This is a genomic window from Kitasatospora sp. NPDC042419 (assembly GCF_056437345.1).
The window spans coordinates 1-24,211 of sequence record NZ_JBWKAW010000014.1 but is presented as its reverse complement, the minus strand read 5'-3'; the positions used below and the strand labels follow the sequence as shown (position 1 = coordinate 24,211).

18 protein-coding genes are annotated in these 24,211 nt (G+C 72.0%); 11 read left to right on the top strand and 7 right to left on the bottom strand.

The genetic code is table 11. From position 1 onward, the window contains the following. The first annotated feature begins 286 nt into the window (after positions 1-286). On the top strand, positions 287-1,612 hold the full coding sequence (locus tag AC067J_RS24585; protein WP_478302555.1) for an MATE family efflux transporter: 1,326 nt from the start codon (positions 287-289) through the stop codon (positions 1,610-1,612). A 137-nt stretch (positions 1,613-1,749) separates the two neighbouring features. Here the strand turns inward: AC067J_RS24585 and rplI are convergent, their stop codons facing one another. The 4 genes from rplI to rpsF all read right to left on the bottom strand — a co-directional run bounded on the left by rplI (position 1,750) and on the right by rpsF (position 3,525). Next, the gene (gene rplI, locus AC067J_RS24580; RefSeq protein WP_327679004.1) at positions 1,750-2,196 is read right to left on the bottom strand and encodes a 50S ribosomal protein L9; all 447 of its coding nucleotides are present in this window, start codon (positions 2,194-2,196) and stop codon (positions 1,750-1,752) included. A gap of 17 nt (positions 2,197-2,213) precedes the next feature. Next, on the bottom strand, positions 2,214-2,450 hold the full coding sequence (rpsR, locus tag AC067J_RS24575; protein WP_030304537.1) for a 30S ribosomal protein S18: 237 nt from the start codon (positions 2,448-2,450) through the stop codon (positions 2,214-2,216). A gap of 79 nt (positions 2,451-2,529) precedes the next feature. Beyond that, positions 2,530-3,138, bottom strand: a complete 609-nt coding sequence (locus AC067J_RS24570; RefSeq protein ID WP_478302552.1) for a single-stranded DNA-binding protein — start codon at positions 3,136-3,138, stop codon at positions 2,530-2,532. A 96-nt stretch (positions 3,139-3,234) separates the two neighbouring features. Continuing rightward, positions 3,235-3,525 (bottom strand): 30S ribosomal protein S6, encoded by a 291-nt coding sequence (rpsF, locus tag AC067J_RS24565; protein ID WP_327679008.1) that lies wholly within the window; start codon positions 3,523-3,525, stop codon positions 3,235-3,237. 300 nt (positions 3,526-3,825) lie between these two features. Here rpsF and AC067J_RS24560 point away from each other — a divergent pair, with 300 nt between their 5' ends. The 3 genes from AC067J_RS24560 (at position 3,826) to AC067J_RS24550 (ending at position 6,502) form a co-directional block, all read left to right on the top strand. Next, on the top strand, positions 3,826-4,125 hold the full coding sequence (locus AC067J_RS24560; RefSeq protein WP_478302550.1) for a hypothetical protein: 300 nt from the start codon (positions 3,826-3,828) through the stop codon (positions 4,123-4,125). A gap of 165 nt (positions 4,126-4,290) precedes the next feature. Beyond that, positions 4,291-5,409 (top strand): lipid II:glycine glycyltransferase FemX, encoded by a 1,119-nt coding sequence (locus tag AC067J_RS24555; RefSeq protein ID WP_327679012.1) that lies wholly within the window; start codon positions 4,291-4,293, stop codon positions 5,407-5,409. A gap of 58 nt (positions 5,410-5,467) precedes the next feature. Then, positions 5,468-6,502 (top strand): alanine racemase, encoded by a 1,035-nt coding sequence (locus AC067J_RS24550; RefSeq protein WP_478302548.1) that lies wholly within the window; start codon positions 5,468-5,470, stop codon positions 6,500-6,502. Positions 6,503-6,553: 51 nt separating this feature from the next. Here AC067J_RS24550 and AC067J_RS24545 read toward each other — a convergent pair whose 3' ends face one another. Together AC067J_RS24545 and AC067J_RS24540 are read right to left on the bottom strand one after the other, a co-directional pair. Beyond that, positions 6,554-8,209 (bottom strand): glycosyltransferase family 87 protein, encoded by a 1,656-nt coding sequence (locus AC067J_RS24545; RefSeq protein ID WP_478302546.1) that lies wholly within the window; start codon positions 8,207-8,209, stop codon positions 6,554-6,556. A 159-nt stretch (positions 8,210-8,368) separates the two neighbouring features. Further along, positions 8,369-11,131: a transglycosylase domain-containing protein gene (locus AC067J_RS24540; RefSeq protein WP_478302545.1), complete on the bottom strand. Its 2,763-nt coding sequence runs from the start codon at positions 11,129-11,131 to the stop codon at positions 8,369-8,371. A gap of 352 nt (positions 11,132-11,483) precedes the next feature. Between AC067J_RS24540 and AC067J_RS24535 the strand changes: the two genes are divergently transcribed. From AC067J_RS24535 to AC067J_RS24515, 5 genes are all read left to right on the top strand, one after another. Further along, complete coding sequence (locus tag AC067J_RS24535; protein ID WP_478302543.1) at positions 11,484-12,182, top strand: PadR family transcriptional regulator; 699 nt, start codon at positions 11,484-11,486, stop codon at positions 12,180-12,182. A 129-nt stretch (positions 12,183-12,311) separates the two neighbouring features. Then, positions 12,312-13,394, top strand: a complete 1,083-nt coding sequence (locus AC067J_RS24530) for an inositol-3-phosphate synthase (RefSeq protein ID WP_478302541.1) — start codon at positions 12,312-12,314, stop codon at positions 13,392-13,394. A gap of 148 nt (positions 13,395-13,542) precedes the next feature. Continuing rightward, positions 13,543-14,880, top strand: coding sequence for an MFS transporter (locus tag AC067J_RS24525; protein WP_478302540.1), 1,338 nt, complete (start codon positions 13,543-13,545; stop codon positions 14,878-14,880). A 97-nt stretch (positions 14,881-14,977) separates the two neighbouring features. Then, complete coding sequence (locus tag AC067J_RS24520) at positions 14,978-15,682, top strand: LppU/SCO3897 family protein (protein ID WP_478302538.1); 705 nt, start codon at positions 14,978-14,980, stop codon at positions 15,680-15,682. A 34-nt stretch (positions 15,683-15,716) separates the two neighbouring features. Beyond that, positions 15,717-16,772, top strand: a complete 1,056-nt coding sequence (locus AC067J_RS24515; RefSeq protein WP_478302536.1) for an LppU/SCO3897 family protein — start codon at positions 15,717-15,719, stop codon at positions 16,770-16,772. A 138-nt stretch (positions 16,773-16,910) separates the two neighbouring features. Here AC067J_RS24515 and AC067J_RS24510 read toward each other — a convergent pair whose 3' ends face one another. Beyond that, on the bottom strand, positions 16,911-18,362 hold the full coding sequence (locus AC067J_RS24510) for a CCA tRNA nucleotidyltransferase (RefSeq protein WP_478302846.1): 1,452 nt from the start codon (positions 18,360-18,362) through the stop codon (positions 16,911-16,913). Positions 18,363-18,875: 513 nt separating this feature from the next. Here AC067J_RS24510 and AC067J_RS24505 point away from each other — a divergent pair. After that, on the top strand, positions 18,876-21,410 hold the full coding sequence (locus tag AC067J_RS24505; RefSeq protein ID WP_478302534.1) for a hypothetical protein: 2,535 nt from the start codon (positions 18,876-18,878) through the stop codon (positions 21,408-21,410). A gap of 57 nt (positions 21,411-21,467) precedes the next feature. Beyond that, positions 21,468-24,023 (top strand): murein biosynthesis integral membrane protein MurJ, encoded by a 2,556-nt coding sequence (gene murJ / locus AC067J_RS24500; protein WP_478302533.1) that lies wholly within the window; start codon positions 21,468-21,470, stop codon positions 24,021-24,023. The last annotated feature ends 188 nt before the right edge of the window (positions 24,024-24,211 follow it).

Below are 24,211 nucleotides of genomic sequence, written 5' to 3'. Positions count from 1 at the left end.
CCAAGGCGGTTATCCACAGGGGGTGTGGACGAGCGGCCCACGGCTGTGGAGAAGTGCCGCAAACCTGTGGACGCCCCTGTGGAAAGCCCTGTGGATAACCAGACCATCGATCCACCGTCAACTCGCTGACCTGCGATTCCCCCGTCCCGGGGCTGTGCATGAGAAATTCTTCACACGCAGCCGGGTGGCGGTGGACACAGACGCGGACGCCCCGGTCGCTCACACTTCCGAGTAAGCGATGAAATACCCTGGTGACTCTTACCTGTGGATGAGTAGCCTTGACCCCATGACCCTCACCACCGACCGCCGCCGGCACGACCGGGAAATCCTCGCCCTGGCCGTCCCGGCCTTCGGCGCCCTGGTCGCCGAGCCGCTCTTCCTGATGGCCGACTCGGCCATCGTGGGCCACCTCGGAACCGCGCAGCTGGCCGGTGTCGGCGTCGCCTCGGCCGCGCTCACCACCGCCACCGGGGTCTTCGTCTTCCTCGCCTACGCCACCACCGCCGCGGTCGCCCGCCGGATCGGCGCCGGGGACCGCCGGGCCGCGATCCAGCAGGGCATCGACGGCATATGGCTGGCGCTGGCGCTCTCGGCCGGGGTGGCCGTCCTGACCCTGCTGCTCGCCCCGTGGATGGCGGAGCTGCTGGGCGCCTCCCCGACGGCCGCGCCGTACGCGGTGACCTACCTGCGGATCAGCGCGCTCGGCATCCCGGCCGTCCTGATGGTGATGGCCGCCACCGGCGTGCTGCGCGGCCTCCAGGACACCCGGACACCGCTGCTGGTCGCCGTCGCCGGGTTCACCGCGAACCTCGGCCTGAACGCCCTCCTGGTGTACGGCGCCGGTCTCGGCGTGGCCGGCTCCGCCTGGGGCACCGTCCTGGCGCAGACCGGGATGGCCGCCGCCTACCTCTACGTGGTGGTGCGCGGCGCCCGTCGCGAGCAGGCCGCGCTGCGGCCGGACGCGGCCGGGATCCGGGCGAGCGCGAGGGCCGGCGGCCCGCTGATGGTCCGCACCCTGAGCCTGCGCGCCATCCTGATGATCGCCACCGCGGTCGCCGCCGGGCTCGGCGACGACCGGATGGCGGCGCACCAGATCGCCATGACGGTGTTCCTCCTGATCGCCTTCGCGCTGGACGCGATCGCGATCGCCGGCCAGGCCATCATCGGCCGCTACCTGGGCGCCGGGGACGTCCCCGGGGCCAGGGCGGCCACCCGGCGGATGATCGAGTGGGGCGTCGGCGCCGGCGTGGTGCTGGGCCTGCTGGTGGTGATCGCCCGGCCGCTGTACGTGCCGCTGTTCACCCCGGACCCGTCGGTGCGGGCCCAGTTGGACACCGCCCTGCTGCTGCTCGCGCTCTGCCAGCCGGTCGCCGGCCTGGTCTTCGTCCTGGACGGGGTGCTGATGGGCGCCGGCGACGGCCCCTACCTGGCCTGGGCGATGCTCGGCACCCTGGCGGTCTTCGCGCCGGTCGCCCTCGCGGTACCGGCCTCCGGCACCGGCCTGGCCGGGCTCTGGTGGGCGATGAACCTGTTCATGCTGGTCCGCGGCGGCTTCCTCGCCCGGCGGGCGCTGAGCGGCCGGTGGCTGGTCACCGGAGCGGTCCGGAGCTGACCGGGGCCCGGCGGGGAACGGCCCGCAGGCCCTCCCCGGGCCGGCCGGGAGCACGCCGGGGAACGACCGAGGGCCGGTCTCCCCACGCGGGGGAGACCGGCCCTCGGGCCACTGCTACGGAGCTGTCGCTACCGGGTTCAGGCGGCGACGACGGCGACGTCGAGGTTGGCCTGGACGTCCGAGTGCAGCTTGACCGAGACCTTGTGGGTGCCCACGGTCTTGATCGGCGAGGCGATCGCGACGGCGCGCTTGTCCACCACCGGGCCGCCGGCGGCCTTGATGGCCTCGACGACGTCGGCCTGGGTCACCGAGCCGAACAGACGGCCGGCCTCGCCCGAGCGAACGGCCAGCTTGACCTGGACGCCCTCGAGCTTGCCCTTGACCTCGTTGGCGGCCTCAAGGGTCTGGATCTCGTGGATCTTGCGGGCGCGACGGATCGCGTCGACGTCCTTCTGACCGCCCTTGGTCCAGCGGATGGCGTAGCCACGCGGGACCAGGTAGTTGCGGGCGTAGCCGTCCTTGACCTCGACGACCTCGCCGGCGGAGCCGAGACCCGGCACCTCGTGCGTGAGGATGATCTTCATTACTTGGTCACCCTCTCTTAGCGCGCGGTGCTGGTGTAGGGCAGCAGCGCCATCTCACGGCTGTTCTTCACGGCCGTGGCGACGTCACGCTGGTGCTGGGTGCAGTTGCCGGTGACCCGGCGGGCACGGATCTTGCCACGGTCGGAGATGAACTTCCGCAGCAGGTTCGTGTCCTTGTAGTCAACGTAGTTGACCTTGTCCTTGCAGAAGACGCAAACCTTCTTCTTCGGCTTGCGAGCAGGCGGCTTCGCCATTGTGTGCTCCATTTGGGGTTCACGGCCGGGCGGGCGTCCGAGGACGCCGGCGGCCCGGCCGCACGAAATCTGTCAGCTCTTAGAACGGGGGCTCTTCCGAGAAGCCGCCACCGGCCGGGGCACCCCAGCCGCCGCCACCCTGGTTGTTGCCACCAGAGGGAGCGCTGGACGCCCACGGGTCGTCGGAGGGACCGGACTGGCCGCCGCCGGAGTTTCCACCCCAGCCGCCGCCCTGCTGGCCGCCACCGCCGCCCCAGTTGCCACCGCCCTGGCCGCCGCCCTGCTGGCCGCCGCCGAAGCCGCCGCCGCCGGGAGCGCCGGACCGGTTGGCCCGGGTGACCTTCGCGGTCGCCGAGCGCAGGCTCGGACCGACCTCGTCGACCTCGACCTCGAAGACCGTCCGCTTCTCGCCTTCCTTGGTCTCGTAAGACCGCTGGCGCAGTCGGCCCTGCACGATGACGCGCATGCCGCGCTGCAGCGACTCGGCCACGTTCTCCGCCGGCTGCCGCCAGACGTTGCACGTGAGGAAGAGGCTCTCGCCGTCCTTCCACTCGTTCGTCTGACGGTCGAAGGTGCGGGGGGTGGACGCGATACGGAACTTCGCGACCGCCGCACCCGACGGGGTGAAGCGCAGCTCGGGGTCGTCGACGAGATTGCCGACGAGGGTGATGACGGTCTCGCCTGCCATGGTGGTGATGACCTCTCGGGAAGATGTCCGTTCACCGCTGTTTCACGTGAAACAACGGTCGCGAGCTACCCGAGACCCGAAGGCCTCAGAGGTGGCTCAGTGGGTGTCCGGGCGCAGGACCTTGGTCCGCAGAACCGACTCGCTCAGGCCAAGCTGGCGGTCGAGCTCCTTGACGACCGCAGGCGTGGCCTGCAGGTCGATGACCGAGTAGATGCCCTCGGACTGCTTGTTGATCTCGTAAGCCAGACGGCGGCGACCCCAGGTGTCGACCTTCTCGACCTTGCCACCGCCGTTGCGGACGACGGCGAGGAAGCTCTCGATCAGGGGGGAGACAGCGCGCTCCTCGACCGACGGGTCGAGGATGACCATCAGCTCGTAGTGACGCATGAGTAACCCACCTCCTTTGGACTCAGCGGCCACGGTCTCTCCGTGGCAGGAGGGTTGTGCAGCGTCGGCACCGGAGCAGTGACGACACCGGCCCACCGTAGCGGCCGGGTCCGACAACCTCACTCCGCTCACCCGTAAGAGGGCAGAGGAAGGCACAACTACACCAGTGCAGACGGCACAGCCTACCTGCACCCGGACGGCCGAACAAAATGCATAGGGGTTGTGAGACCCGCCCAACCGCCGCAATCTGGACGGAACGGGTTTCCTGCCCGTTCGTCTCCTCGCCAGGAGGTGGGACTCATGGCCCAGACCATCCACCGGATGCCCCCTCTCACCCTCAACACCGACGGCCACCCGCACCCGCGGGAGAACGCCCTCGTGGGCGCCACCGCCGTCCTCGGCGTCATCGCCTTCATCACCTCGTTCTTCCACAACCTGCATCTGCTCACCTCGTGGACCGGCCTGTTCGGGATCGCCGCCGGCCTGCTGGGGGTGTTCATCTCCGTCACCACGGCGGAGCGCTTCATCCTCATGGTCGGGCTCGGCGCCTCGGCGGTCGGCTTCTACCTCGGAATGGCCCGCGGAGGCCTGTGGGGTTAGCCGCCCCGCGCGAGGAACCCTCGGCGCCCCCGTCGCGTACCTACCTAAGGCAGACCGGTACGAGACGGGGGCGCCGCCGCGCCCACAGCCCCGGGGGCCCCGGACGATAAGGTCACCCCGAGAAACCAGGGCCCACTGCAGCCCGACCGACGAGGAGCACCGAGCATGAGCCTGCGCCTGAGGACGATCACCCGCGAGGAGCACCTCGCCTTCATCAGGAGCCGCGCCTCGGCCAGCCACATGCAGGTGCCGTCCTGGGGCGACGTGAAGGCCGAGTGGCGCTCCGAGTCGATCGGCTGGTTCGACCAGTCCAACCAGCTCGTCGGCGCCGGCCTGGTGCTCTACCGGCAGCTGCCCAAGGTCAAGCGGTACCTCGCCTACCTGCCCGAGGGCCCGGTGATCGACTGGTTCGACCGCGACCTCGACCGCTGGCTGCAGCCGATGCTGGCCCACCTGAAGTCGCAGGGCGCCTTCTCGGTGAAGATGGGCCCGCCGGTGGTCATCCGCCGCTGGAACGCGCCCACCATCAAGGAGGCCATCGCCGTCAAGGAGGCCAAGCGCCTGCGCGACGTCGAGGCCGACTGGTACGAGCCGCGCGCCTTCGAGGTGGCCGACCGGCTGCGCAAGGCCGGCTGGCTCCAGGGCGAGGACGGCGGCGCCGGCTTCGGCGACGTCCAGCCGCGCTACGTCTTCCAGGTGCCGCTGGCCAACCGCTCGCTGGACGACATCCAGAAGGGCTTCAACCAGCTCTGGCGCCGCAACATCAAGAAGGCCGAGAAGAGCGGCGTCGAGGTGATCCAGGGCGGCTACGACGAGCTGCCGATCTTCCACCAGCTGTACCTGGTGACCGCCGAGCGCGACCGGTTCACCCCGCGCCCGCTGTCCTACTTCCAGCGGATGTGGAAGGCCCTCACCGCCGAGGACCCGAACCGGATGCGGCTCTACATCGCCTACCACGAGGGCGAGCCGCTGGCCGCGACCACGATGCTGGTGGTCGGCGAGCACGTCTGGTACTCCTACGGCGCCTCCGCCAACCACAAGCGCGAGGTCAAGCCGTCCAACGCGATCCAGTGGCGGATGATGCGCGACTCGTACGCGCTCGGCGGCGGGGTGTACGACCTGCGCGGCATCTCGGACACCCTGGACGAGAACGACCACCTGTTCGGCCTGATCCAGTTCAAGGTCGGCACCGGCGGCCAGGCCGCCGAGTACCTCGGCGAGTGGGACTACCCGCTCAACAAGCTGCTGCACAAGGCACTCGACCTCTACATGTCGCGCCGCTGAGCAGCAGCGCAGTCGCCGCCGAGCCGCCCGTGCCCAACACCCTCTGGGAGATGACCCGATGACGCTGTCGCTCTACCTCGACACCGAACGCTGGCGCACCCACCAGCGCTCCGTCCTGGCCGAGTTCCCCGGCCTGGTGCCGGTGGCGAAGGGCAACGGCTACGGGCTGGGCAACCACCGCCTGGCCGAGGAGGCGACCCTGCTCGGAACCGGCATGCTGGCGGTCGGCACCGCCTACGAGGCGGCCGACGCGGCCGACTGGTACGGCGGCGAGCTCCTGGTGCTCACCCCGTACCGGGTCGGCGAGGAGGCGCTGCCGCTGCCGCACGCCCGGGTGATCCGGACGGTGGCCAGCGTCGACGGGGTGCGCGCGCTGCACGGCGCCCGGGTGGTCGTGGAGTGCATGACCACCATGCGCCGGCACGGCGTCTCGGCGGCCGACCTCCCGCTGGTCGCCGCCGAGCTGGACGGCGTCTCCTTCGAGGGCCTCGCACTGCACCTGCCGATGGACCGGCCGGACGGCTCCAGCCCCGTCGAGGAGGTCGCGTACTGGGTGGAGACCGCCCGGGCCGCCGGGGTGCCGGTGCACACCGTCTACGTCAGCCACCTCGGCGCGGCCGGCATGGAGCAGCTGGCCCAGCGCTTCCCGGACACCGTGTTCCGGGCCCGGATCGGCACCCGGCTCTGGCTCGGCGACCACGGTGCGCTGGAGGTCCGGGCGACGGTGCTGGACGTCACCCCGGTCGCCAAGGGCGACCGCTACGGCTACCGCCAGCACCCGGCGCCGGCCGACGGCCACCTGCTGGTGGTCGCCGGCGGCACCGCGCACGGCATCGGGCTGGAGGCGCCCAAGTACGTGCAGGGCATGTCCTCGCGGGCCAAGGGCATCGCCCGGGCCGGCCTGGCGACCGTCAACAAGACCAAGTCGCCCTACAACTGGGCGGGCAAGCAGCTCTGGTTCGCCGAGCCGCCGCACATGCAGGTCTCCCTGCTGCTGCTGGACGGCGAGACCAAGCCGCCGGCGGTCGGCGACGAGCTCGGTCTCCAGGTGCGGCACACCACCACGCACTTCGACCGCGTGGTGGACCGCTGACCGGCACCGGCGGCCGGCGGGCGGTCGTCCGCCACCGGCCGCCGGCGGTCGTCAGACCTTCTCGGCCGGCTCCGGGGCGGGCGGCTCGGTGAGCCAGATCTCGGGGCCGGCCGGCGCGTACCCGGCGTAGCTCGCCTCCTCGCGCAGCTGCCGGGCGGCGCCGAGCACGAAGACGTCCGGGGCGTGGTCGAGCACCCCGCCGGACGGGTCGTCACTGCCGTCCCAGCGCACCGGGTCGCGGTCCGGCAGCAGGACGTCCCGGATCACCACGCCGACCAGGTAGAGCGTGCCCAGCAGGTGCAGCACGATCGCGAAGTGGTACCAGGACTCGCCGATCCCGTGCTGCTTGGGCCCGGTGACGAAGCCCAGGTGGGACCAGATGCCCAGGGTGTAGAGCACCTCGCAGGCCTGCCAGATCAGGAAGTCCCGCCAGCGCGGCCGGGCCAGCACCGCGAGCGGCAGCAGCCAGAGCACGTACTGCGGCGAGTACACCTTGTTGAACACCACGAACGCGGCCACCACCAGGAAGGCCAGCTGGGCGACCCGCGGCCGGCGGGGCGCCGCGAGGCCGAGCCACGCTATCCCCGCGCAGCTCAGCACCATCAGGATCGCGATGAAGGTGTCGAGGTTCTCCAGGCCGACGCCGCGGTTCTGCATCAGGACCAGCCAGAGCGAGCCGTAGTCCTCCTTGCGGTGCTTGCTGAAGACGTAGAAGGTCGACCAGCCCTGCCAGCTCGCGATCATGATCGGCAGGTTGACCAGCACCCAGGCACCGACCGCGCCGCCCAGCAGGCCGCGGAGGTCGCGCCACCGGCCGGCCCGCCAGCAGAGCACCAGCAGCGGGCCGAGCAGCAGCAGCGGGTAGAGCTTGGCGGCGGTGGCCAGGCCGATGAACACCCCGGCCAGGACCGGCCGCGAGCCGGCCCACCAGGCCATCGCGACGGCGGCCAGCGCGACCGCCAGCAGGTCCCAGTTGACGGTGGCGTTGAGCAGCAGGACGGGGGCGAGCGCGAACATCAGGGCGTCCCAGGGGCGGCGCCGGTGGGTGCGCGAGAGCGCCACCACGGCGACCACGGCGCAGGCCATCAGCAGGCCCGCGTTGATCATCCAGAACCACCGCTCCTGGTCCGGGAGCGCGCCGCCGCCGGGCGTCAGCCAGGCCGCGACCTGCATGAACAGACCGGTCAGCACCGGGTATTCGAGGAACTGCAGGTCCCCGGTGGTGCCCGGGATCCGGTCCACGTAGGGGTGCAGGCCGGACGCGAAGCCCCGTCCGGAGAACAGGTGCGGGATGTCGCTGTAGCAGGCGTGCACGTACTGCGGCGAACCCGGCTGGAACCAGGCGGCGTTGTAGCAGGGCAGCTTCTGCGCCATGCCGAGCACCGAGACCACGATCACCACCAGCGCCAGGAAGCGCGCCGGGATCCACCAGGAGACGCCGAGCAGCGCGCGCTTCCCGGGCGGGCCGCCGATCACCTCGCTGCCGGCCGCCGCCACCGGATCCTCGTCCGCCGGTACGACCACGGTGTTGGCCACGACCTGCCCGGCCCCGGCCTCCGGCCCGGCGTCGGCCACGGTGTCGACCGCGGTGCCGGCCGCCGTCGCGGTCGGGGTTCCGGCCCCGGTCGCCGGTGCCCCGGAGGCCGGCCCGGCGGCGTCGAGGGGCCCGGTCTGGCCGACGGATTCGTCACGAGCGCTGGACGTCATGGCGGACATCCTGCCGCACCTGTCCCGCCCGGACGAGGATGCCCCCGCCACGGCCCCGCCGACGGGCCCCGGGGGCGTGACGAATCGCGCCGAATACGGCGAAACGGCGGTGGCGGCCCTCCGGGGAGGGCCGCCACCGCCGTTCGGGGCGCGGACGCGCTACGGCACGACCGAGTTGCCGGTCGGCGGCGCCGACGGCGAGGTCGGCGGCTTGGACGTCGGCTTGGGGCTGGTGCCGCCGGTGGCCCCGCCCGCACCGCCGCCCGGCTCGGTGGACGGGCTCGGCGGCGCCGTCGAGGGCGTGGTGCAGCCGATGTTGCCGATGATGCAGGTCGGCGAGACGCCGCCGGCACCGCCGGTGTTGCCACCGCCACCGGTGGTGCCGCCACCGCCGGTGTTGCCACCGGTGTTGCCGCCGCCGGTGTTGCCGCCACCGCCGCCGGTGGTCGCCGGGTTGGTCTTGGTCGGGGCCGGGGGGACCGGCACCGTGCCCGGGCAGTCCACGCCGGGGACGCAGACCGGGTCCTGGGTGGCCGGCGGCTGGGTCGGCTGCTGGGCGTTCGGGTCCGGCGGGACGGTCGGCATGGTCTCGGTCGTGGTCGGCGTCGGCGTGGCCGTCGCCGTGCTGGGCGCGCCCGAGGAGTCGACCTGGGAGCCGACCGGCTGCGGGGCCGGGAAGTCCAGCTTCTTCTCGTTGGCCAGCGCCGCCTTCATGTACCGGGTGAAGACGTCGGTCGGGGTGTCACCACCGTGCACCGAGTCCTTGCCGCCGGTGCCGTTGAGCGAGAGCCGCTCGTGCTGGGTCGGGTCCTCGCGCCACATCGCCACGCTGGTGGACAGCTGCGGGGTGTAGCCGACCCACCAGGCCGACTTGTTCTGGTCGGTGGTACCGGTCTTGCCGGCCACCGGGCGGCCGAGCGCGTTGGAGTTCTTGCCGGTACCGTTCTTCGCCACGTTCACCAGCACGTCGGTGACGTTGTCGGCGACGACCGCCTCCAGCCCCTGCTTGGTCTCGTGCTTGCCGAAGCCCGGGCGCTCCTTGCCGTCCAGCAGGACCTTGGTGACCGAGTACGGGTCCGCCTGCTTCCCGCTGGCGGCGAGGGTCGCGTAGGCGTCGGCCATCCGGATCGGGCTGATGGTGGAGACGCCGAGCGGGAAGGTCGTGGTGTTCGCCTCGGCGGCCAGGTTCTCCTTGCGGATCCCCATCGCCTCGGCGGTCGCGGCCACGTTCTGGCCGCCGACGTCCTGGTTCAGCTGGACGAAGGGCACGTTGTACGAGTACTGCATGGCCTGCCGCAGCGAGACGTAGCCGCGCTTGCCCTTCTCCTCGTTCTTCTGCCGGTACGGCTTGCCGTTGTCGCCCATCACCAGTGAGCCGTCCACCTTGCGGATCTCCGACATGTCGTCGGAGAGGTAGCGGCTGTCGGCGTTGATCCGCTTCGGCTTGCCCTTGTCGTCGGTCTGGGTCAGCACGCCGGTCTGCATGGCGGCGGCCAGCACGAAGGGCTTGAAGGTCGAGCCGACCTGGACGCCCTGGGCGTCGGCGTTGTTGTCGTGGTGCCCGTTCTCGACGCCGTCGCCGCCGTAGATGGCGACGATCGCGCCGTCACCGGGCCGGACGCTGGCCGCGCCGAACTGGACGAAGTTGTCGTTGTCGGGGCGCTTCTGCGGGTTCAGCGTCTCGGACTTGACGTCGTCCACGGCCTTCTTGAGGGCTTCGACCTTGTCCTTCTCGAAGGTCGTGTAGATCTTGAAGCCGCCCTTCTCGATCGCCCGCTGGTCGATCGTCGGGTCCTTGACCGTGACGAACTTGTTGGCGGTCTCGACCAGGTAGCTGATCTGGCCGTTCATGTTGGCCGGCGGAACCTGCTTGATCGGGGCGGGGAAGGTCGTGCACTTGGCACGCTCCTCGGGGGTGGTGTTCTTGGTCTCCACCATCCGGTTCAGGATCCACTGCCAGCGCTCCTCGGCGCGGGCCTGGTTGGCCTTGATCGTCGGGTCGTAGTACGAGGCGCCCTTGAGCAGGCCCGCCAGCATCGCGCTCTGGCAGAGGTCCAGGTCCTTGGCGTTGACGCCGTAGTACGCCTGGGCCGCCGCCTGCGCGCCGGTCGCGCCGCGACCGAACCAGCTGGTGTTGAGGTACCCCTTGAGGATCTCTTCCTTCGACTGGTCCTGATTGATCTTCAGGGTGATGAAGAACTCCTTCACCTTGCGGGAGAGGGTCTGCTCCTGCGTCAGGTAGGCGTTCTTGACGTACTGCTGGGTGATCGTGGACGCGCCCTGCGTCTCGCCGCCCTGCGCCATGTTGAGGACGGCGCGCATCATGCCCTTGGGGTCGATGCCGCTGTCCGTGCGGAAGGTGGCGTTCTCCGCCGCGATGACCGCGTTCTGCAGGTTGGGCGAGATGTCGGTGAGTTCGACGATCTGCCGGTTGGTCTCGCCCTTGCGGACCATCTCGGTGCCGTCGGCCCAGTAGTAGATGTTGTTCTGATCGTTCACCAGGGCGTTGAGCGGCGGGATCTTCGTGGTCTGGTAGACGATGAAGATGCCGCCGACACAGGCCGCGAAGGCGATCAGGAACGCACTGAGCCAGAGCCGCCAGGACGGCAGCCAGCGACGGAAGCCCTGCTTGCCGAAGCGGGGGTAGTCGATGAACCGTTTCTTGCCGGGTGCACCGCCGGAACCGCCCGCGGCGGGGCCGGAACCGGCCGCACCGCCGCGCCGGCCGCCGCCCTTCTGGCCCGCCTTGCGCATCTCGGCCCGGGTCATCCGGGGCTGCTGGGCGGTCTCCCGCATGCCGGGCGGGCGCCGTCGGCCGAGGCCCTCCGAGGCGACCTCGTCGGGCCCGGCTCCGCTCGGGCGTCCGTTGTCGCCGCCCGGAGGCTGCCCGCCGCCAGGCGACCTCCGCCGTCGTTCGCTCATGTTCCAGGTACTCCTCGCCAGGCCGGTCGAGCCTGAAGGCAGGGTTCACGTCCGATGCCCGCAACCGCCCTAACCCCGGAGGTGGTCCTCGTGCACACGCGACAGCGTACGCAGCACTGAATCCGAACTAATCGGGCATCAGTCGCCAATACCCGCAAAACGACTGCAGATCATTACACGCCCGTTGCCAAGGACACCCGCGCGTCGCCTTGTGATCACATTCACGCGCGCCCCTCTTGCCCGTTCGGGGACCCAGGCTTACTGTTCTCGATATATCGAGCCGATACATCGGAGCGGCATACCGCCGGAGACGACGGGTCGCGGACCAGCCGGGGAAGGGAGGACGACAGCTGTGGGCAGGCGCTCAGGAGTGCTGGAGTTCGCCGTCCTCGGCCTGCTCCACGACGCCCCGATGCACGGGTACGAGCTGCGCAAGCGGCTCAACGTCCTACTCGGCTCGTTCCGCGCGTTCTCCTACGGGACGCTCTACCCCTGTCTGAAGAGCCTGGTGGCCCAGGGCTTCCTCGCCGAGGACAACCCGGACGTCGAGTACGTCCCGGCCACCGCGCTCAACGGCAAGCGGTCCAAGATCGTCTACCGGCTCTCCCCCGAGGGCAAGGAGCGGTTCGAGGAACTGCTCGCCGAGTCCGGTCCGGACGCCTGGGAGGACGAGCACTTCGGTGTGCACTTCGCCTTCTTCGGCCAGACCGACCGGGCCGTGCGGATGCGCGTCCTGGAGGGCCGCCGCAGCCGTCTGGAAGAGCGCCTGGAGCGGATGCGCAACTCGCTGGCCCGCGCCCGCGAGCGGTTCGACGACTACACCGTCGAGCTGCAGCGGCACGGACTGGAGTCGGTGGAACGCGAGGTCCGCTGGCTCAACGAGCTGATCGAGACCGAGCGGGCCAACCGCACCGGCCGCACCGGACCGTCCACCGACGGGACCGGCCCCGCAGTACCCAAGACTTCGGACGGCCGTGGCCAGGAGGACGGGTCCTCGGACCCGCCCGGGCCACCGTACGACCGCCCGGGGCGCTCCGAGCAGGAGCGCTGACACCGCGTCAGCCCTGTGCCGCGCGCGGCAGGAGTGGGCGCCTCGCGCCCGTCAAGCAGTCATCGAAGAAGCAGGTCGAGTTCCGCCGATCTCCGGCGGCGCTCATGAGATCACAGGGAGCAACCGGAAATGGGTTCGGTTCGCGTAGCCATCGTGGGCGTCGGCAACTGCGCCGCGTCGCTGGTGCAGGGTGTCGAGTACTACAAGGACGCCGACCCGGCCGGCAAGGTCCCCGGGCTGATGCACGTCCAGTTCGGCGAGTACCACGTCCGTGACGTGGAGTTCGTCGCCGCCTTCGACGTCGACGCCAAGAAGGTCGGCTTCGACCTGGCCGACGCCATCGGCAGCAGTGAGAACAACACCATCAAGATCTGCGACGTGCCGCCGACCGGCGTCACCGTCCAGCGTGGTCACACCCACGACGGCCTGGGCAAGTACTACCGGGAGACCATCGAGGAGTCCGACGAGGCTCCGGTCGACGTCGTCCAGGTCCTCAAGGACCGCCAGGTCGACGTCCTGGTGTGCTACCTGCCCGTCGGTTCCGAGGTCGCGGCGAAGTTCTACGCCCAGTGCGCCATCGACGCCAAGGTCGCCTTCGTGAACGCCCTCCCGGTGTTCATCGCCGGCACCAAGGAGTGGGCGGACAAGTTCACCGAGGCCGGCGTGCCGATCGTCGGTGACGACATCAAGTCCCAGGTCGGCGCGACCATCACGCACCGCGTGATGGCCAAGCTGTTCGAGGACCGCGGTGTCATCCTCGAGCGCACCATGCAGCTGAACGTCGGCGGCAACATGGACTTCAAGAACATGCTCGAGCGCGAGCGCCTGGAGTCCAAGAAGATCTCCAAGACCCAGGCCGTCACCTCGCAGATCCGCGACCGCGAGCTGGGCGCCAAGAACGTCCACATCGGCCCGTCGGACTACGTGGCCTGGCTGGACGACCGCAAGTGGGCGTACGTCCGTCTGGAGGGTCGTGCGTTCGGCGACGTCCCGCTGAACCTGGAGTACAAGCTGGAGGTCTGGGACTCCCCGAACTCCGCCGGTGTCATCATCGACGCCGTCCGCGCCGCGAAGATCGCCAAGGACCGCGGCATCGGCGGCCCGATCCTCTCGGCCTCCTCGTACTTCATGAAGTCCCCGCCGGTCCAGTACTTCGACGACGAGGCCAAGGAGAACGTCGAGAAGTTCATCCGCGGCGAGGTCGAGCGCTGAGCTCAGCGGAGTTCGCGGTGACCGGTCGCTGAACCGGTCGCCCGTCCGCACCTGAACGGGCCCACGGTCAACTACCGTGGGCCCGTTCACCTTTTCCCGGCCAATGTTTCACATGAAACACAGACCGGTTCCATGGCACCCTGGGCAGGTGGCGATCACGGAGAACGGCAGCACCCACCAGACCGCGCACCGCGCCACGCTCCTCGACCTGCTCCGCGGGCGCGACTTCCGCCGGCTGCTGACCGCCCGCGTCCTCTCCCAGCTCTCCGACGGCGTCTTCCAGGTCTCGCTCGCCGCCTACGTGGTGTTCTCCCCGGAGAAGCAGTCCTCCCCCGCCGACATCGCCTCGGTGCTGGCCGTGATGCTGCTGCCGTTCTCCGTGATCGGCCCGTTCGCCGGCGTGCTGCTGGACCGCTGGCGCCGCCGCCAGGTGCTGTACGTCGGCAACCTGGCCCGGTTCGGGCTCGGCCTGGTCACCGGCGCCCTGCTGCTGGCCCAGGCCCCGACCTGGCTCTTCTTCGCCTCCGCCCTGCTGGTCACCGCGCTCAACCGGTTCATCCTGGCCGGCCTCTCCGCCGCACTGCCCCGGGTGGTGGGCCCCGAGCAGCTGGTCACCGCCAACGCCCTCTCCCCCACCCTGGGCACGGTCGCCGCGGCCTCCGGCGGCGGGGTGGGCTTCCTGCTCCACCAGGTGCTGCCCCCCGGCCCCCGGGCCGACGCCGCCCTGGTCTGCGTCGCCGCGCTGCTCTACCTGTCGGCGGCGGTGGCGGCGCTCCGGATGGACAAGGACCTGCTCGGCCCCGAGCACCACGCCGGCCGTCCGGCGCTGGGCCGCGCGCTGGCCCAGGCGGCCCGCGAGCTGCGCGCGGCCGTCACCCACCTGGTGCGGGACTGCCGCCCGGCGGCGCACGCGCTGGCCGCCGTCACCGCGGCCCGGTTCTGCTACGGCGTGCTGATCGTCGTCGTGGTGATGCTCGCCCGGTACACCTTCAACGACCCCGCGGACAGCGCGGCCGGGCTGGTCACCCTGGGCCAGGCGGTCGGCCTCTCGGCCGCCGGGTTCTTCATCGCGGCGGTGATCAGCCCGTGGTGCACCCGCCGGCTCGGGCTGGCCGGCTGGATGACGCTCTGCCTGGCGGCTCCGGTGGTCTTCGTCCCGGCGCTGGGCCTCAACTTCTCCCTGGTGCCCTGCCTGATCGCCGCGCTGCTGCTCGGCGTGGTCACCCAGGGCACCAAGATCTGCGCCGACACCGTGGTCCAGGAATCGGTCGAGGACGAGTACCGCGGCCGGGTCTTCGCCATCTACGACGTGCTCTTCAACGTCGCCTTCGTGGCCGCCGCGCTGGTGACCGCACTGGTGCTGCCGCTCTCCGGCCGGTCGGTCGCGGTCGTCCTGGGGGTGTCCGCGGTGTACGCGCTGGCCGCCGTCCTCTACCTGCGCACGGCGCGGCGGACCGGCCCGCTCCCCGGTGACCAGGCGTCCTGAGCACCGCGGCCCCCTGCGGCCGGGCCCCGTCGGCGCGAGTCGCTAAGGTACGTCAGATCTGTCGGAGCCACAGCACTCTGTCTCGGGGGACAATCTGATGAGCACACCGCCCGGCCCGTACGGGCCACCGCAGCAGTACGGCCATCCGCCGGCGCAGCCGTACGGCGCACCGGCCCCCCAGCCGTACCCGCCCCAGCCGGTGCCCGCCGGCTACGGCGCACCGCCGCCCGGCTACGGCTACCCGGCCGCGCCGCCGGCCCAGCCCGCGCCCCCGTACCCGCAGGGCGGCCACCCCCAGGGCGGCTACCCGCCCGGCCCGCAGGCCCAGCCGCCGTACCAGCAGCACCCGCAGGCCCAGCCGCCGTACGCCCAGCAGCCGTACCAGCCGGCCCCCTACGGCCAGGCGCCGCAGCACGGCTACCCGCCGGTGTCACCGCCGCCCGGCGAACCGGCCGGCAAGGGCCGCGGCAAGGCCCGGCTGAAGGCGGTCGGCATCGTCCTGGGCGTGATCGCCCTGATCGTCGGCTACTTCGTCACCGGCCCGAGCGTCAGCAGCGCCAAGGCCGGCGACTGCGTCAAGGCCGCCGGCTCCCGCGACGTCTCCGTGGTCAAGTGCACCGACGGCAAGGCGAACTACAAGGTGCTGGCCAAGTTCGAGTCCACCACGGACACCACCCGGTGCCGGGAAACCGTCGGCACCACCAGCACCGTCTCGGGCAAGAGCGGCCGCCGCTGGAACAAGAAGCGGTACGTGCTCTGCCTCGGCCCGCTCACCGGCGCCCCGCCGGTCAAGAAGTCCTGACCGCACGCCACCTCGACCTTTCCGGGGGATCCCGTTGTCCGTTCCGCCCCAGATGCCGTACGGCGCGCCGCCGCCCGCCGGCGGTTCCAACCCGTACGCCGGCAACCCGTACGCGGGCCAGCCGGCCCCGCCGCCCGCCGCACCGAACCCGCCCGGTTATGGCTACCCGGCCCCGCCGCCCCCGCCGCCGCCCGGCTACGGCTACCCCGCCGGGCCGGCGGCCCAGGGCCCGCAGCCGGGCCCGGGCCAGGCCTACGGGTACGCCCCGCAGGGCGGTCCGGTCTGCCGGTTCTGCGGCGGGTACCCGGCCGTCGACACCACCGTCCGCGGCCACCAGGGCATCATCATCATCATGCGGTTCCTGAAGCAGCCGGGACCGTTCTGCCGCACCTGCGGCACCGCCGTGGTCCGCGACATGTCCGCCCGCACCCTGGTGCAGGGCTGGTGGAGCTACCTGTCCGGGATCTTCACGGTGGTCACCCTGCTGCGGAACCTGGCCGCCCACAACAAGATCAAGGACCTGCCGCCGCCGGTGCCCGGCACCCACGGCCCGCAGCTCGACCCGGGTGTCCCGCTGACCAAGCGGCCGCACATGCTGATGCTGCTGCTGCCGGTGCTCTCGATCGGCACGATGATCATCCTGATCGCCACCGGGGCACTCGTCGGCAGCCGGCACGACCGCGACCCGTACCGTCCGCCGCTGGTGCTGCCCGAGCCGACCTACGCGGCCCCGACGGTCCCGACGATCCCGCCCCTCTCGCCGTCCTTCTCGCTGCCCCCGGCCGTCCCCGTCCCGGCCCCCACCGTGACGATGCCGACGCCGACCAAGGCCGCCGGTGACATCGACTCCGCCAAGGCCGGCGACTGCCTGCGCAACGAGAACGGCACCTCGGCCACCCACGACGCCAACCCGCGGATCACGATGCTCCCCTGCACGGACTCGCGGGCCCAGTACAAGGTGCTCAAGAAGGTGTACGCCACCAGCGACGACGACAAGGCCTGCGAGAACGTCGCCGGTGCCGAGAGCACCTACACCCGCGAGTCCACCACGCCGGCGCTCAGCTTCGTCCTCTGCCTCAAGAAGCTCTGACGCCCGCGGCGACCCGGCGGGGGTGCCCCGGCACCTCCCCGGGGCGCCCTCCGGGGCGCTCTCCGGCTGGACGACGGCAGCGGCGCCGGCCCCCTGCCGTCGCCGCTGCCGTCCTGCCGTCCTGCCGTCCTGCGGCCGCTACCGCGCGGCGTCCTGCTGGTCGTCCCACCAGGTGCGCAGCGCGGCGACCGCCTCGTCGTGCTCCATCGGCCCGTGCTCCAGCCGGAGCTCCAGCATGTGCTTGTACGCCTTGCCGACCCACGGACCGGGCTTCAGACCGAGCAGCTCCATGATCTGGTTGCCGTCCAGCGCGGGGCGCACGGCGTCCAGCTCCTCGCGTGCCTTCAGCTCGCCGATCCGCGTCTCCAGGCCGTCGTAGGTGCGGGAGAGCGCGGCCGCCTTCTTCCGGTTCCGGGTGGTGCAGTCGGAGCGGGTCAGCTTGTGCAGCCGCTCCAGCAGCGGACCGGCGTCGGTGACGTAGCGGCGCACCGCCGAGTCGGTCCACTCGCCGCCGCCGTAACCGTGGAACCTCAGGTGCAGCTCGACGAGGCGCGAGACGTCCTCGGTGAGCTCCTTCGAGTACTTCAGGTCCCGCATCCGCTTGCGGGTCATCTTGGCGCCGACCACCTCGTGGTGGTGGAAGGAGACCCGGCCGTCCGACTCGAAGCGGCGGGTGCGCGGCTTGCCGATGTCGTGCAGCAGCGCGGCCAGCCGCAGGGTGAGGTCCGGGCCGTCCTGCTCCAGGTCGACGGCCTGCTCCAGGACGGTCAGCGAGTGCTCGTAGACGTCCTTGTGCCGGTGGTGCTCGTCGCGCTCCAGCCGGAGCGCCGGCAGCTCGGGCAGCACGTGGTCGGCCAGCCCGGTGTCGACCAGCAGCCGCAGGCCCTTCACCGGGTGGGCGGCGAGCAGCAGCTTGTTCAGCTCGGCCTGGACCCGCTCGGCGGAGACGATGGTGATCCGCTCGGCCATCGCGGTCATCGCCGCGATCACCTCGGGGGCCGGTTCGAAGTCCAGCTGGGCGGCGAAGCGGGCGGCCCGCATCATCCGCAGCGGGTCGTCGGAGAAGGACTCCTCGGGGGTGGCCGGGGTGCGCAGCACCCGGGCCTCCAGGTCCTCCAGGCCGCGGTGCGGGTCGACGAAGCCGCGGCCGGGCAGGTCGACGGCCATCGCGTTGACCGTGAAGTCGCGGCGGACCAGGTCCTCCTCGATGGTGTCGCCGTAGGTCACCTCGGGCTTGCGGGAGGTGCGGTCGTACGCCTCGGAGCGGTACGTGGTGATCTCGATCAGGAAGGACCCCTCCGGGGTGTCCTTGCGCGCGCCGACCGTGCCGAAGGCGATGCCGACGTCCCAGACCGCGTCCGCCCAGCCCTTGACCAGCTTGAGGACCTGGTGCGGGCGGGCGTCGGTGGTGAAGTCGAGGTCGTTGCCGAGCCGGCCGAGCAGGGCGTCACGCACCGAGCCGCCGACCAGCGCGAGCCGGTGACCGGCCGCCTGGAATCGGCGGGCGATCTCGTCGGCGACCGGGGAGACCCGCAGCAGTTCCTGCAGACCGAGGGTCTGCGCCTCGCTCAGGCCGGCGACGGCCTGCACGGCGGTGCTGGAATGATGGGCGCCGGACTGGTGGGCGGTGGGCTCATTGGCAGTGGACACGGCTCACAAGGGTACGTGGCCCGGAGGCCCCGCCGCCCGCGCGTTTCCGTCGCCTCACCCCGAGGCCCGCAACACCGCACCCCTCGCCACATCGTTACCATGCCGGTGGAACGAGTCTCGGGCGCCGGCAACGGGCCGCGGTGCGGCGTGCCAGCACGGCCGACCGGACGACGGACGACCGCCTTTTCTTCACGGCTGATCCCCACGGCTGACCCCTACGGCCGGCGGGACATCCGCAGCAGCACGGCACGGCACGGCATCAAAGCAGCGAGCGATCGAGAACGGCGAGGGCGAAGCGCGTGAGCGAGCGAAGCGAGCGAGCCAGGGATAGGGGCGCGTTTCGCGAAGCGACCGCCGAGCGCAGCGAGGTGGGCGCATGAGCGAGCGAAGCGAGCGAGCCAGGAGTGGGGGCGCGTTTCGCGAAGCGACCGCCGAGCGCAGCGAGGTGGGCGCATGAGCGAGCGAAGCGAGCGAGCCAGGACCGCCGGCCGGGTTGCGGGCGGGGGCGTGTCCCGGCTGGGGGCGGCCGCCAGGCGGCTGGCCGCCGCGGCCGGCGCCGCGCTGGTGCTCGTCCCGGTGCTGTCCGGCGTCCCGGCGACGGCGAGCCCGGCCGGCGGCTCGCGACCGGCCACCGAGTCGGCGGTCTCCGCCGACTACCCGGTGATGCTGACCATCGAGTCGGTGAACAAGCCGGTGGCCGTCCAGAACGGCACCGTGACGATCGCCGGCCACGTCACCAACGGCGGCAAGTCGGTGCTCAAGTCGGCCCACGCCGCGGTCCGCAAGCCCTGGTCGAACAAGCCGCTGACCACCCGCAGCGACCTGGACGTGGTGGCCGCCCGGACCGTCCCCGTCGGCGCGGACGGCATCTCGCTGGACAGCCCGCAGTACGCGCTGAACGAGCTCGGCCCGGGCCAGAGCCAGCCGTACACGCTGAGCGTCGCGGTGGCCGACCTGCAGTTCTCCACCGAGGGCGTGTACGAGCTCGCGGTGGACGTCTGGGGCTCGACCGCCGACAACCAGCGCGACCGCCCGCTGGGCATCGCCCGCACCTTCCTGCCCTACGACCCGACGCCGGCCGACGCCCAGCCGTCGAAGGTCACCACCCTGTGGCCGCTGGTGCACGCGCCGGTGCTGGCCGCGCAGACCTACTCCGAGAACGACCAGACCGTCTCGGTGCTGCGGGACGACAGCCTGGCCGCCGAGTTCGCCCCGGGCGGGCGGCTGTACGCGCTGGTCGAGACCGGTGCCACGCTGCCGGGGCTGACCTGGGTGGTCGACCCGGACCTGCTGGACACCGCGTTCGCGATGACCAAGCAGTACCGGGTGCAGAAGCCCGGGACGGCGGGCAACGCGGCCAAGGACGACAACACCACCATCGGCGCGGGAACGGCCGCCGCCACGGCCTGGCTGGAGAAGCTGCGGGCCGCCGTCGCCAAGCCGGGCAGCCAGGTGGTGGCGCTGCCGTACGCCGACCCGGACGTCGCCTCGATCGCCCACAACGCGCCCGAGCTGGACGGCATCGACACGGCGCTCGGCAAGGCGGCCACGGCCGGCCGGCTGACCGTCGAGGGCCGGCTCTCGGTGGACACCCGCGCGGACGTCGCCTGGCCGTACCAGGGCTACCTGGACCAGCGGATCGCGGCCGTCACCCAGCAGACCGGCAGCAACCTGGTGCTGGTGAACGGCGCGAGCATGCCCGAGTCCGACGCGCTGAAGTACACGCCGTCGGCCGCCCGTCCGCTCGGCAACGGGCAGACGGCGCTGGTCGCCGACGAGAAGATCTCGGCGCTGTTCGAGAAGGACCTGGTCACCCCGCAGGCGCAGACCCAGGCGGTCCAGCGGTTCCTCTCCGAGACCTTCGTGATCTCCCGGCAGGAGCCGCAGAACCCGCGGGGCCTGCTGGTGATGCCGCCGCGCGACCTGACCGCCACGACCGCCAAGGTGCTGGCCGGCGCGCTCCAGGCGGCCCACGAGGGGAAGTGGGTGGAGCCGGTCAAGCTGGACGCGCTGGCCCAGCTCGCACCGGACCCGAAGGCCAACACGAGCGTCCCGGCGCCCGCCGACTACCCGGCCCGGACGCGTGACTCCGAGCTGACCGCCGTCGACCTGACCGCCACCACCCGGATCCAGACGGACCTGGACACGCTGATGCGGGTGCTGACCCTGCCGCAGCGGGTGCGCGGGCCGTTCAGCGCGGCCATGGTCCGCTCGCTGTCCACGGAGTGGCGCTCGGAGGCCCCGGCCGGCGGCGTCTACCGGGACGGCGTGGCCCACTACCTCAAGGAACTGACCGACGCCGTGAAGGTGCCGCCGAAGCGGGTCATCACCTTCGCCGGGGACACCGGCGTGCTGCAGGTCAGCGTCCGCAACGACCTGACCCAGACGGTCACCAACCTGAAGCTGGTGCTCGTCCCGAGCCAGGCCAACCGGCTCAGGGTCGAGGTGCCGACCGAGGAGCTGGTGCTGCCCGCCTCGCAGAGCGTCACCCTGCGGTTCCCGGCCGAGGCGCACAACAACGGGCCGGTGAGCATGACCGCCCAGCTCTTCACCACCGGCCCGAACCCGCAGCCGTACGGCGACCCGGTGCAGTTCACCGTGGAGGTCACCTCGGTGACCAACGGCGTGCTGTACGTCTTCGGCGGCGGCCTGGTGCTGCTCCTGCTGGCCGCGCTGCGGTTCTTCCGCCAGCGCAAGCGCCGGGCCGCCGACGGCGACGGCGACGAGCCGGTCGGGGACGCCCCGCTCGCCCCCGCCCCGGCGGACGGCACGGCCCCGGCGGACGGCACGGCGGACGGCCCGGCGGGCGCGGACGACGGCGCCGGCACCGGGCGCCCGGAGGGCTCCGGCCCAGTGGCCCCTTCGGAACGCCCGACGCAGCCGGAACACCCGGAGCACCCGGAACGTGGAGGAGCGGCGCAGACACCGCGCGGCAGCACCGCAGATGGCCGGGATCAGGCCACCAGTGATGAGAAGGTTGGTCCTTGACACCGCCGATACCGCCCGACTCCGGGGCGGCCTCCCCCACGACAGCGAAGAGGTGACATGACCGGGCGCAGCGATGAGCGGCCTCCGGGCCGCGGAGAGGGCCGTCCGGGCGCCGAGTCGCCGTCCGGCGACTGGTACGTGGCCGACACCTACGCCCAGGACCCGTACGCGGCCGACGCGTACCAGGACCGGCCGGGCGACCAGGACCCGTACGGCCTGCGGGCCGCCCGGCCCGCCGCACCACAGCAGCCGGCCGCGGCGTACGACGTGCCGCCGCAGCTGCCGCCGCAGGGCGGCGACTACCCGACCCCGGTGCCGCCGGCCCCGTTCACCCCTCCCGTGCCGCCGGTGCAGCCCGGCTGGGACACCCCGGCACAGGCGGGCTGGCAGGAGGGCCGGCAGGGCTGGGAGCAGCCCGCACCGGCCGCGCCCGCCGCACCGGCTCCCGACGCGTGGGACGGCCGGCCGCAGTGGCAGCCGGGCCCCGCGCACTCGTCCTGGGACTCGGAGTCCACCGAGTACGTCGGGGTGGACGGGCTGTTCGGCGGCAACCAGGTGACCGCCGAGGCACCCCGCCCGCCGGCCCAGCAGTCCCCGGTCCACCCCCAGACCCCGCACCCCCCGGCCCGCCCGGCGGCCGCCCAGCCGCCCGCCGCGCCCGGTCCGTTCGCCCCGCCCGCGCCGTACCCCCCGGCCGGCGCGTACCCGGGGCAGGTTCCGCAGGCGCCGCACGGCCACGGCCAGGGTCACAGCCAGGGCCACGGTCACGGCCAGGGCTACGGGAACGGCCCGGACGGGCCGCGCCCCTTCGTGCCGCCGATCGAGTTCGACCCGCCGCTCTCCGAGGAGGAGGCCACCATGCAGGTGGCGGCGGTGCAGCTGCCGCCCGCGGTGGAGCCGCTGGCGGACATCGTCGCCGAGGAGCGCGCCGGCACCGCGCCGCCCGCCCCGGCGCCGGCGGCCGGCGGCGGCAAGGTCGCCTCGCTGCTGAACTCCAGCGCGATCATGGCGGCCGGCACCCTGGTCTCCCGGGGCACCGGCTTCGTCCGCACCATGGTGATCACGGCGGCGATCGGCGTCGGCGTGATGGGTGACTCGTACAACGCCGCGTACACCCTGCCGACCCTGCTCTACATCCTGATCGGCGGCGGCGCGCTGAACGCCGTCTTCGTGCCGCAGCTGGTCCGCAGCATGAAGAACGACGCGGACGGCGGCACCGCCTACGCCAGCCGGCTGCTCACCCTGGTGATGGTCGGGCTCGGCCTGGTGGTCCTGCTGGCCGTGGCCGGGGCGCCGCTGCTGGTCCAGGTCATCTCGCACCCGATGATGGTCAACCCGGCCCGCGCGGACACCACCGTGGCCCTGGCCCGGTACTGCCTGCCGACCATCTTCTTCATGGGCATCCACGTCGTGATGGGCCAGATCCTCAACGCCCGCGGCCGGTTCGGCGCGATGATGTGGACGCCGGTCCTCAACAACGTCGTGGTGATCTTCACCTTCGGTGCCTACATCTGGGTCTACGGCGGCTTCGGCACCACCCACGTCACCCCGGAGACGATCAGCCCCGAGGGCGTCCGGCTGCTCGGCATCGGCACCCTGGTCGGCCTGGTCGTCCAGGCGCTGGCGATGATCCCGTACCTGCGGGCGGCGGACTTCCGCTACCGGCCGCGCTTCGACTGGCGCGGGCACGGCCTCGGCAAGGCGGCCCGGCTGGCCAAGTGGACGTTCTTCTTCGTCCTCGCCAACCAGGCCGGCTACCTGGTCATCACCCAGCTGGCCACCGCCGCCGGCAGCGCCGCCGAGAAGGGCGGCCACAACGGCGTCGGCCTCTCCGCGTTCTCCAACGCCCTGCTGATCTGGCAGCTCCCGCAGGCCGTCATCACCGTCTCGATCATGAGCGCGGTCCTCCCCCGGCTCTCCCGGGCGGCCGCCGACGAGGACGCCGGCGCCGTCCGCGACGACATCTCGTACGGCCTGCGCACCACCGCGGTGGCGGTCGTCCCCGGCGCCTTCCTCTTCCTGGCGCTGGGTCCGGCGATCGGCCGGGCGATCTACGCGGTGGGCGGCGGCGAGGCGGCGCTGGACAGCGCGACCAACGTCGGTCTGATGCTCTCCGCCTTCGCCCTCGGCCTGATCCCGTACTCGGCGCAGTACGTGATGCTGCGCGGCTTCTACGCCTACGAGGACACCCGCACGCCGTTCTCCAACACCGTCTGGGTGGCGGTCTGCCAGGCCGGCTTCTCGCTGGTCTGCTGGTTCGCCCTGCCCGCCGAGTGGACGGTGGTCGGCATGGCCTTCGGCTACGGCCTCGCCTACGCCATCGGGGTGATGGTGGCGGTGCCCAAGCTGAAGAAGAAGATCGGCGGCCTGGACACCAAGCGGATCAGCCGGACCTACACCCGCCTGACCGCGGCCTGCGTTCCGGGCGCCCTGGTCGGCCTCGGCGTCAGTCTGGCGGTCCAGCAGGTGCTCGACGGCTGGGCGGGCAGTATTCTCACCGTCGTCCTGGCCGGCGGCCTCCAGCTGGCCGTCTTCGTGCTGATCGCGAAGCGGCTGCGGATCGAGGAGCTGAACGCCATGCTGGGCATGGTGCGCGGCCGACTCGGCCGCTGACCAGTCGTAACGACCGGCCGCCCCGGGCGGCGCCCTGACCGGGCGTCAACCGGACGGTCCGGATCCTCCGCCCTTCGGGGCGGGCGTCGGGGGCCCCCCCGGCCCGCCCGGGGCGAGCAGGCGCCGCGCCGGCGCCCGCGGCCCCGGACGCCCCCCACCCTACAACACGCCCCCCCCCCCCCCAGCAA

Bases quoted from the DNA above. Each gene is read 5' to 3' on its own strand.
- AC067J_RS24585 (WP_478302555.1), top strand. From the start codon at position 287: ATGACCCTCACCACCGACCGCCGCCGGCACGACCGGGAAATCCTCGCC.
- rplI (WP_327679004.1), bottom strand. From the start codon at position 2,196: ATGAAGATCATCCTCACGCACGAGGTGCCGGGTCTCGGCTCCGCCGGC.
- rpsR (WP_030304537.1), bottom strand. From the start codon at position 2,450: ATGGCGAAGCCGCCTGCTCGCAAGCCGAAGAAGAAGGTTTGCGTCTTC.
- AC067J_RS24570 (WP_478302552.1), bottom strand. From the start codon at position 3,138: ATGGCAGGCGAGACCGTCATCACCCTCGTCGGCAATCTCGTCGACGAC.
- rpsF (WP_327679008.1), bottom strand. From the start codon at position 3,525: ATGCGTCACTACGAGCTGATGGTCATCCTCGACCCGTCGGTCGAGGAG.
- AC067J_RS24560 (WP_478302550.1), top strand. From the start codon at position 3,826: ATGGCCCAGACCATCCACCGGATGCCCCCTCTCACCCTCAACACCGAC.
- AC067J_RS24555 (WP_327679012.1), top strand. From the start codon at position 4,291: ATGAGCCTGCGCCTGAGGACGATCACCCGCGAGGAGCACCTCGCCTTC.
- AC067J_RS24550 (WP_478302548.1), top strand. From the start codon at position 5,468: ATGACGCTGTCGCTCTACCTCGACACCGAACGCTGGCGCACCCACCAG.
- AC067J_RS24545 (WP_478302546.1), bottom strand. From the start codon at position 8,209: ATGACGTCCAGCGCTCGTGACGAATCCGTCGGCCAGACCGGGCCCCTC.
- AC067J_RS24540 (WP_478302545.1), bottom strand. From the start codon at position 11,131: ATGAGCGAACGACGGCGGAGGTCGCCTGGCGGCGGGCAGCCTCCGGGC.
- AC067J_RS24530 (WP_478302541.1), top strand. From the start codon at position 12,312: ATGGGTTCGGTTCGCGTAGCCATCGTGGGCGTCGGCAACTGCGCCGCG.
- AC067J_RS24520 (WP_478302538.1), top strand. From the start codon at position 14,978: ATGAGCACACCGCCCGGCCCGTACGGGCCACCGCAGCAGTACGGCCAT.
- AC067J_RS24505 (WP_478302534.1), top strand. From the start codon at position 18,876: ATGAGCGAGCGAAGCGAGCGAGCCAGGACCGCCGGCCGGGTTGCGGGC.
- murJ (WP_478302533.1), top strand. From the start codon at position 21,468: ATGACCGGGCGCAGCGATGAGCGGCCTCCGGGCCGCGGAGAGGGCCGT.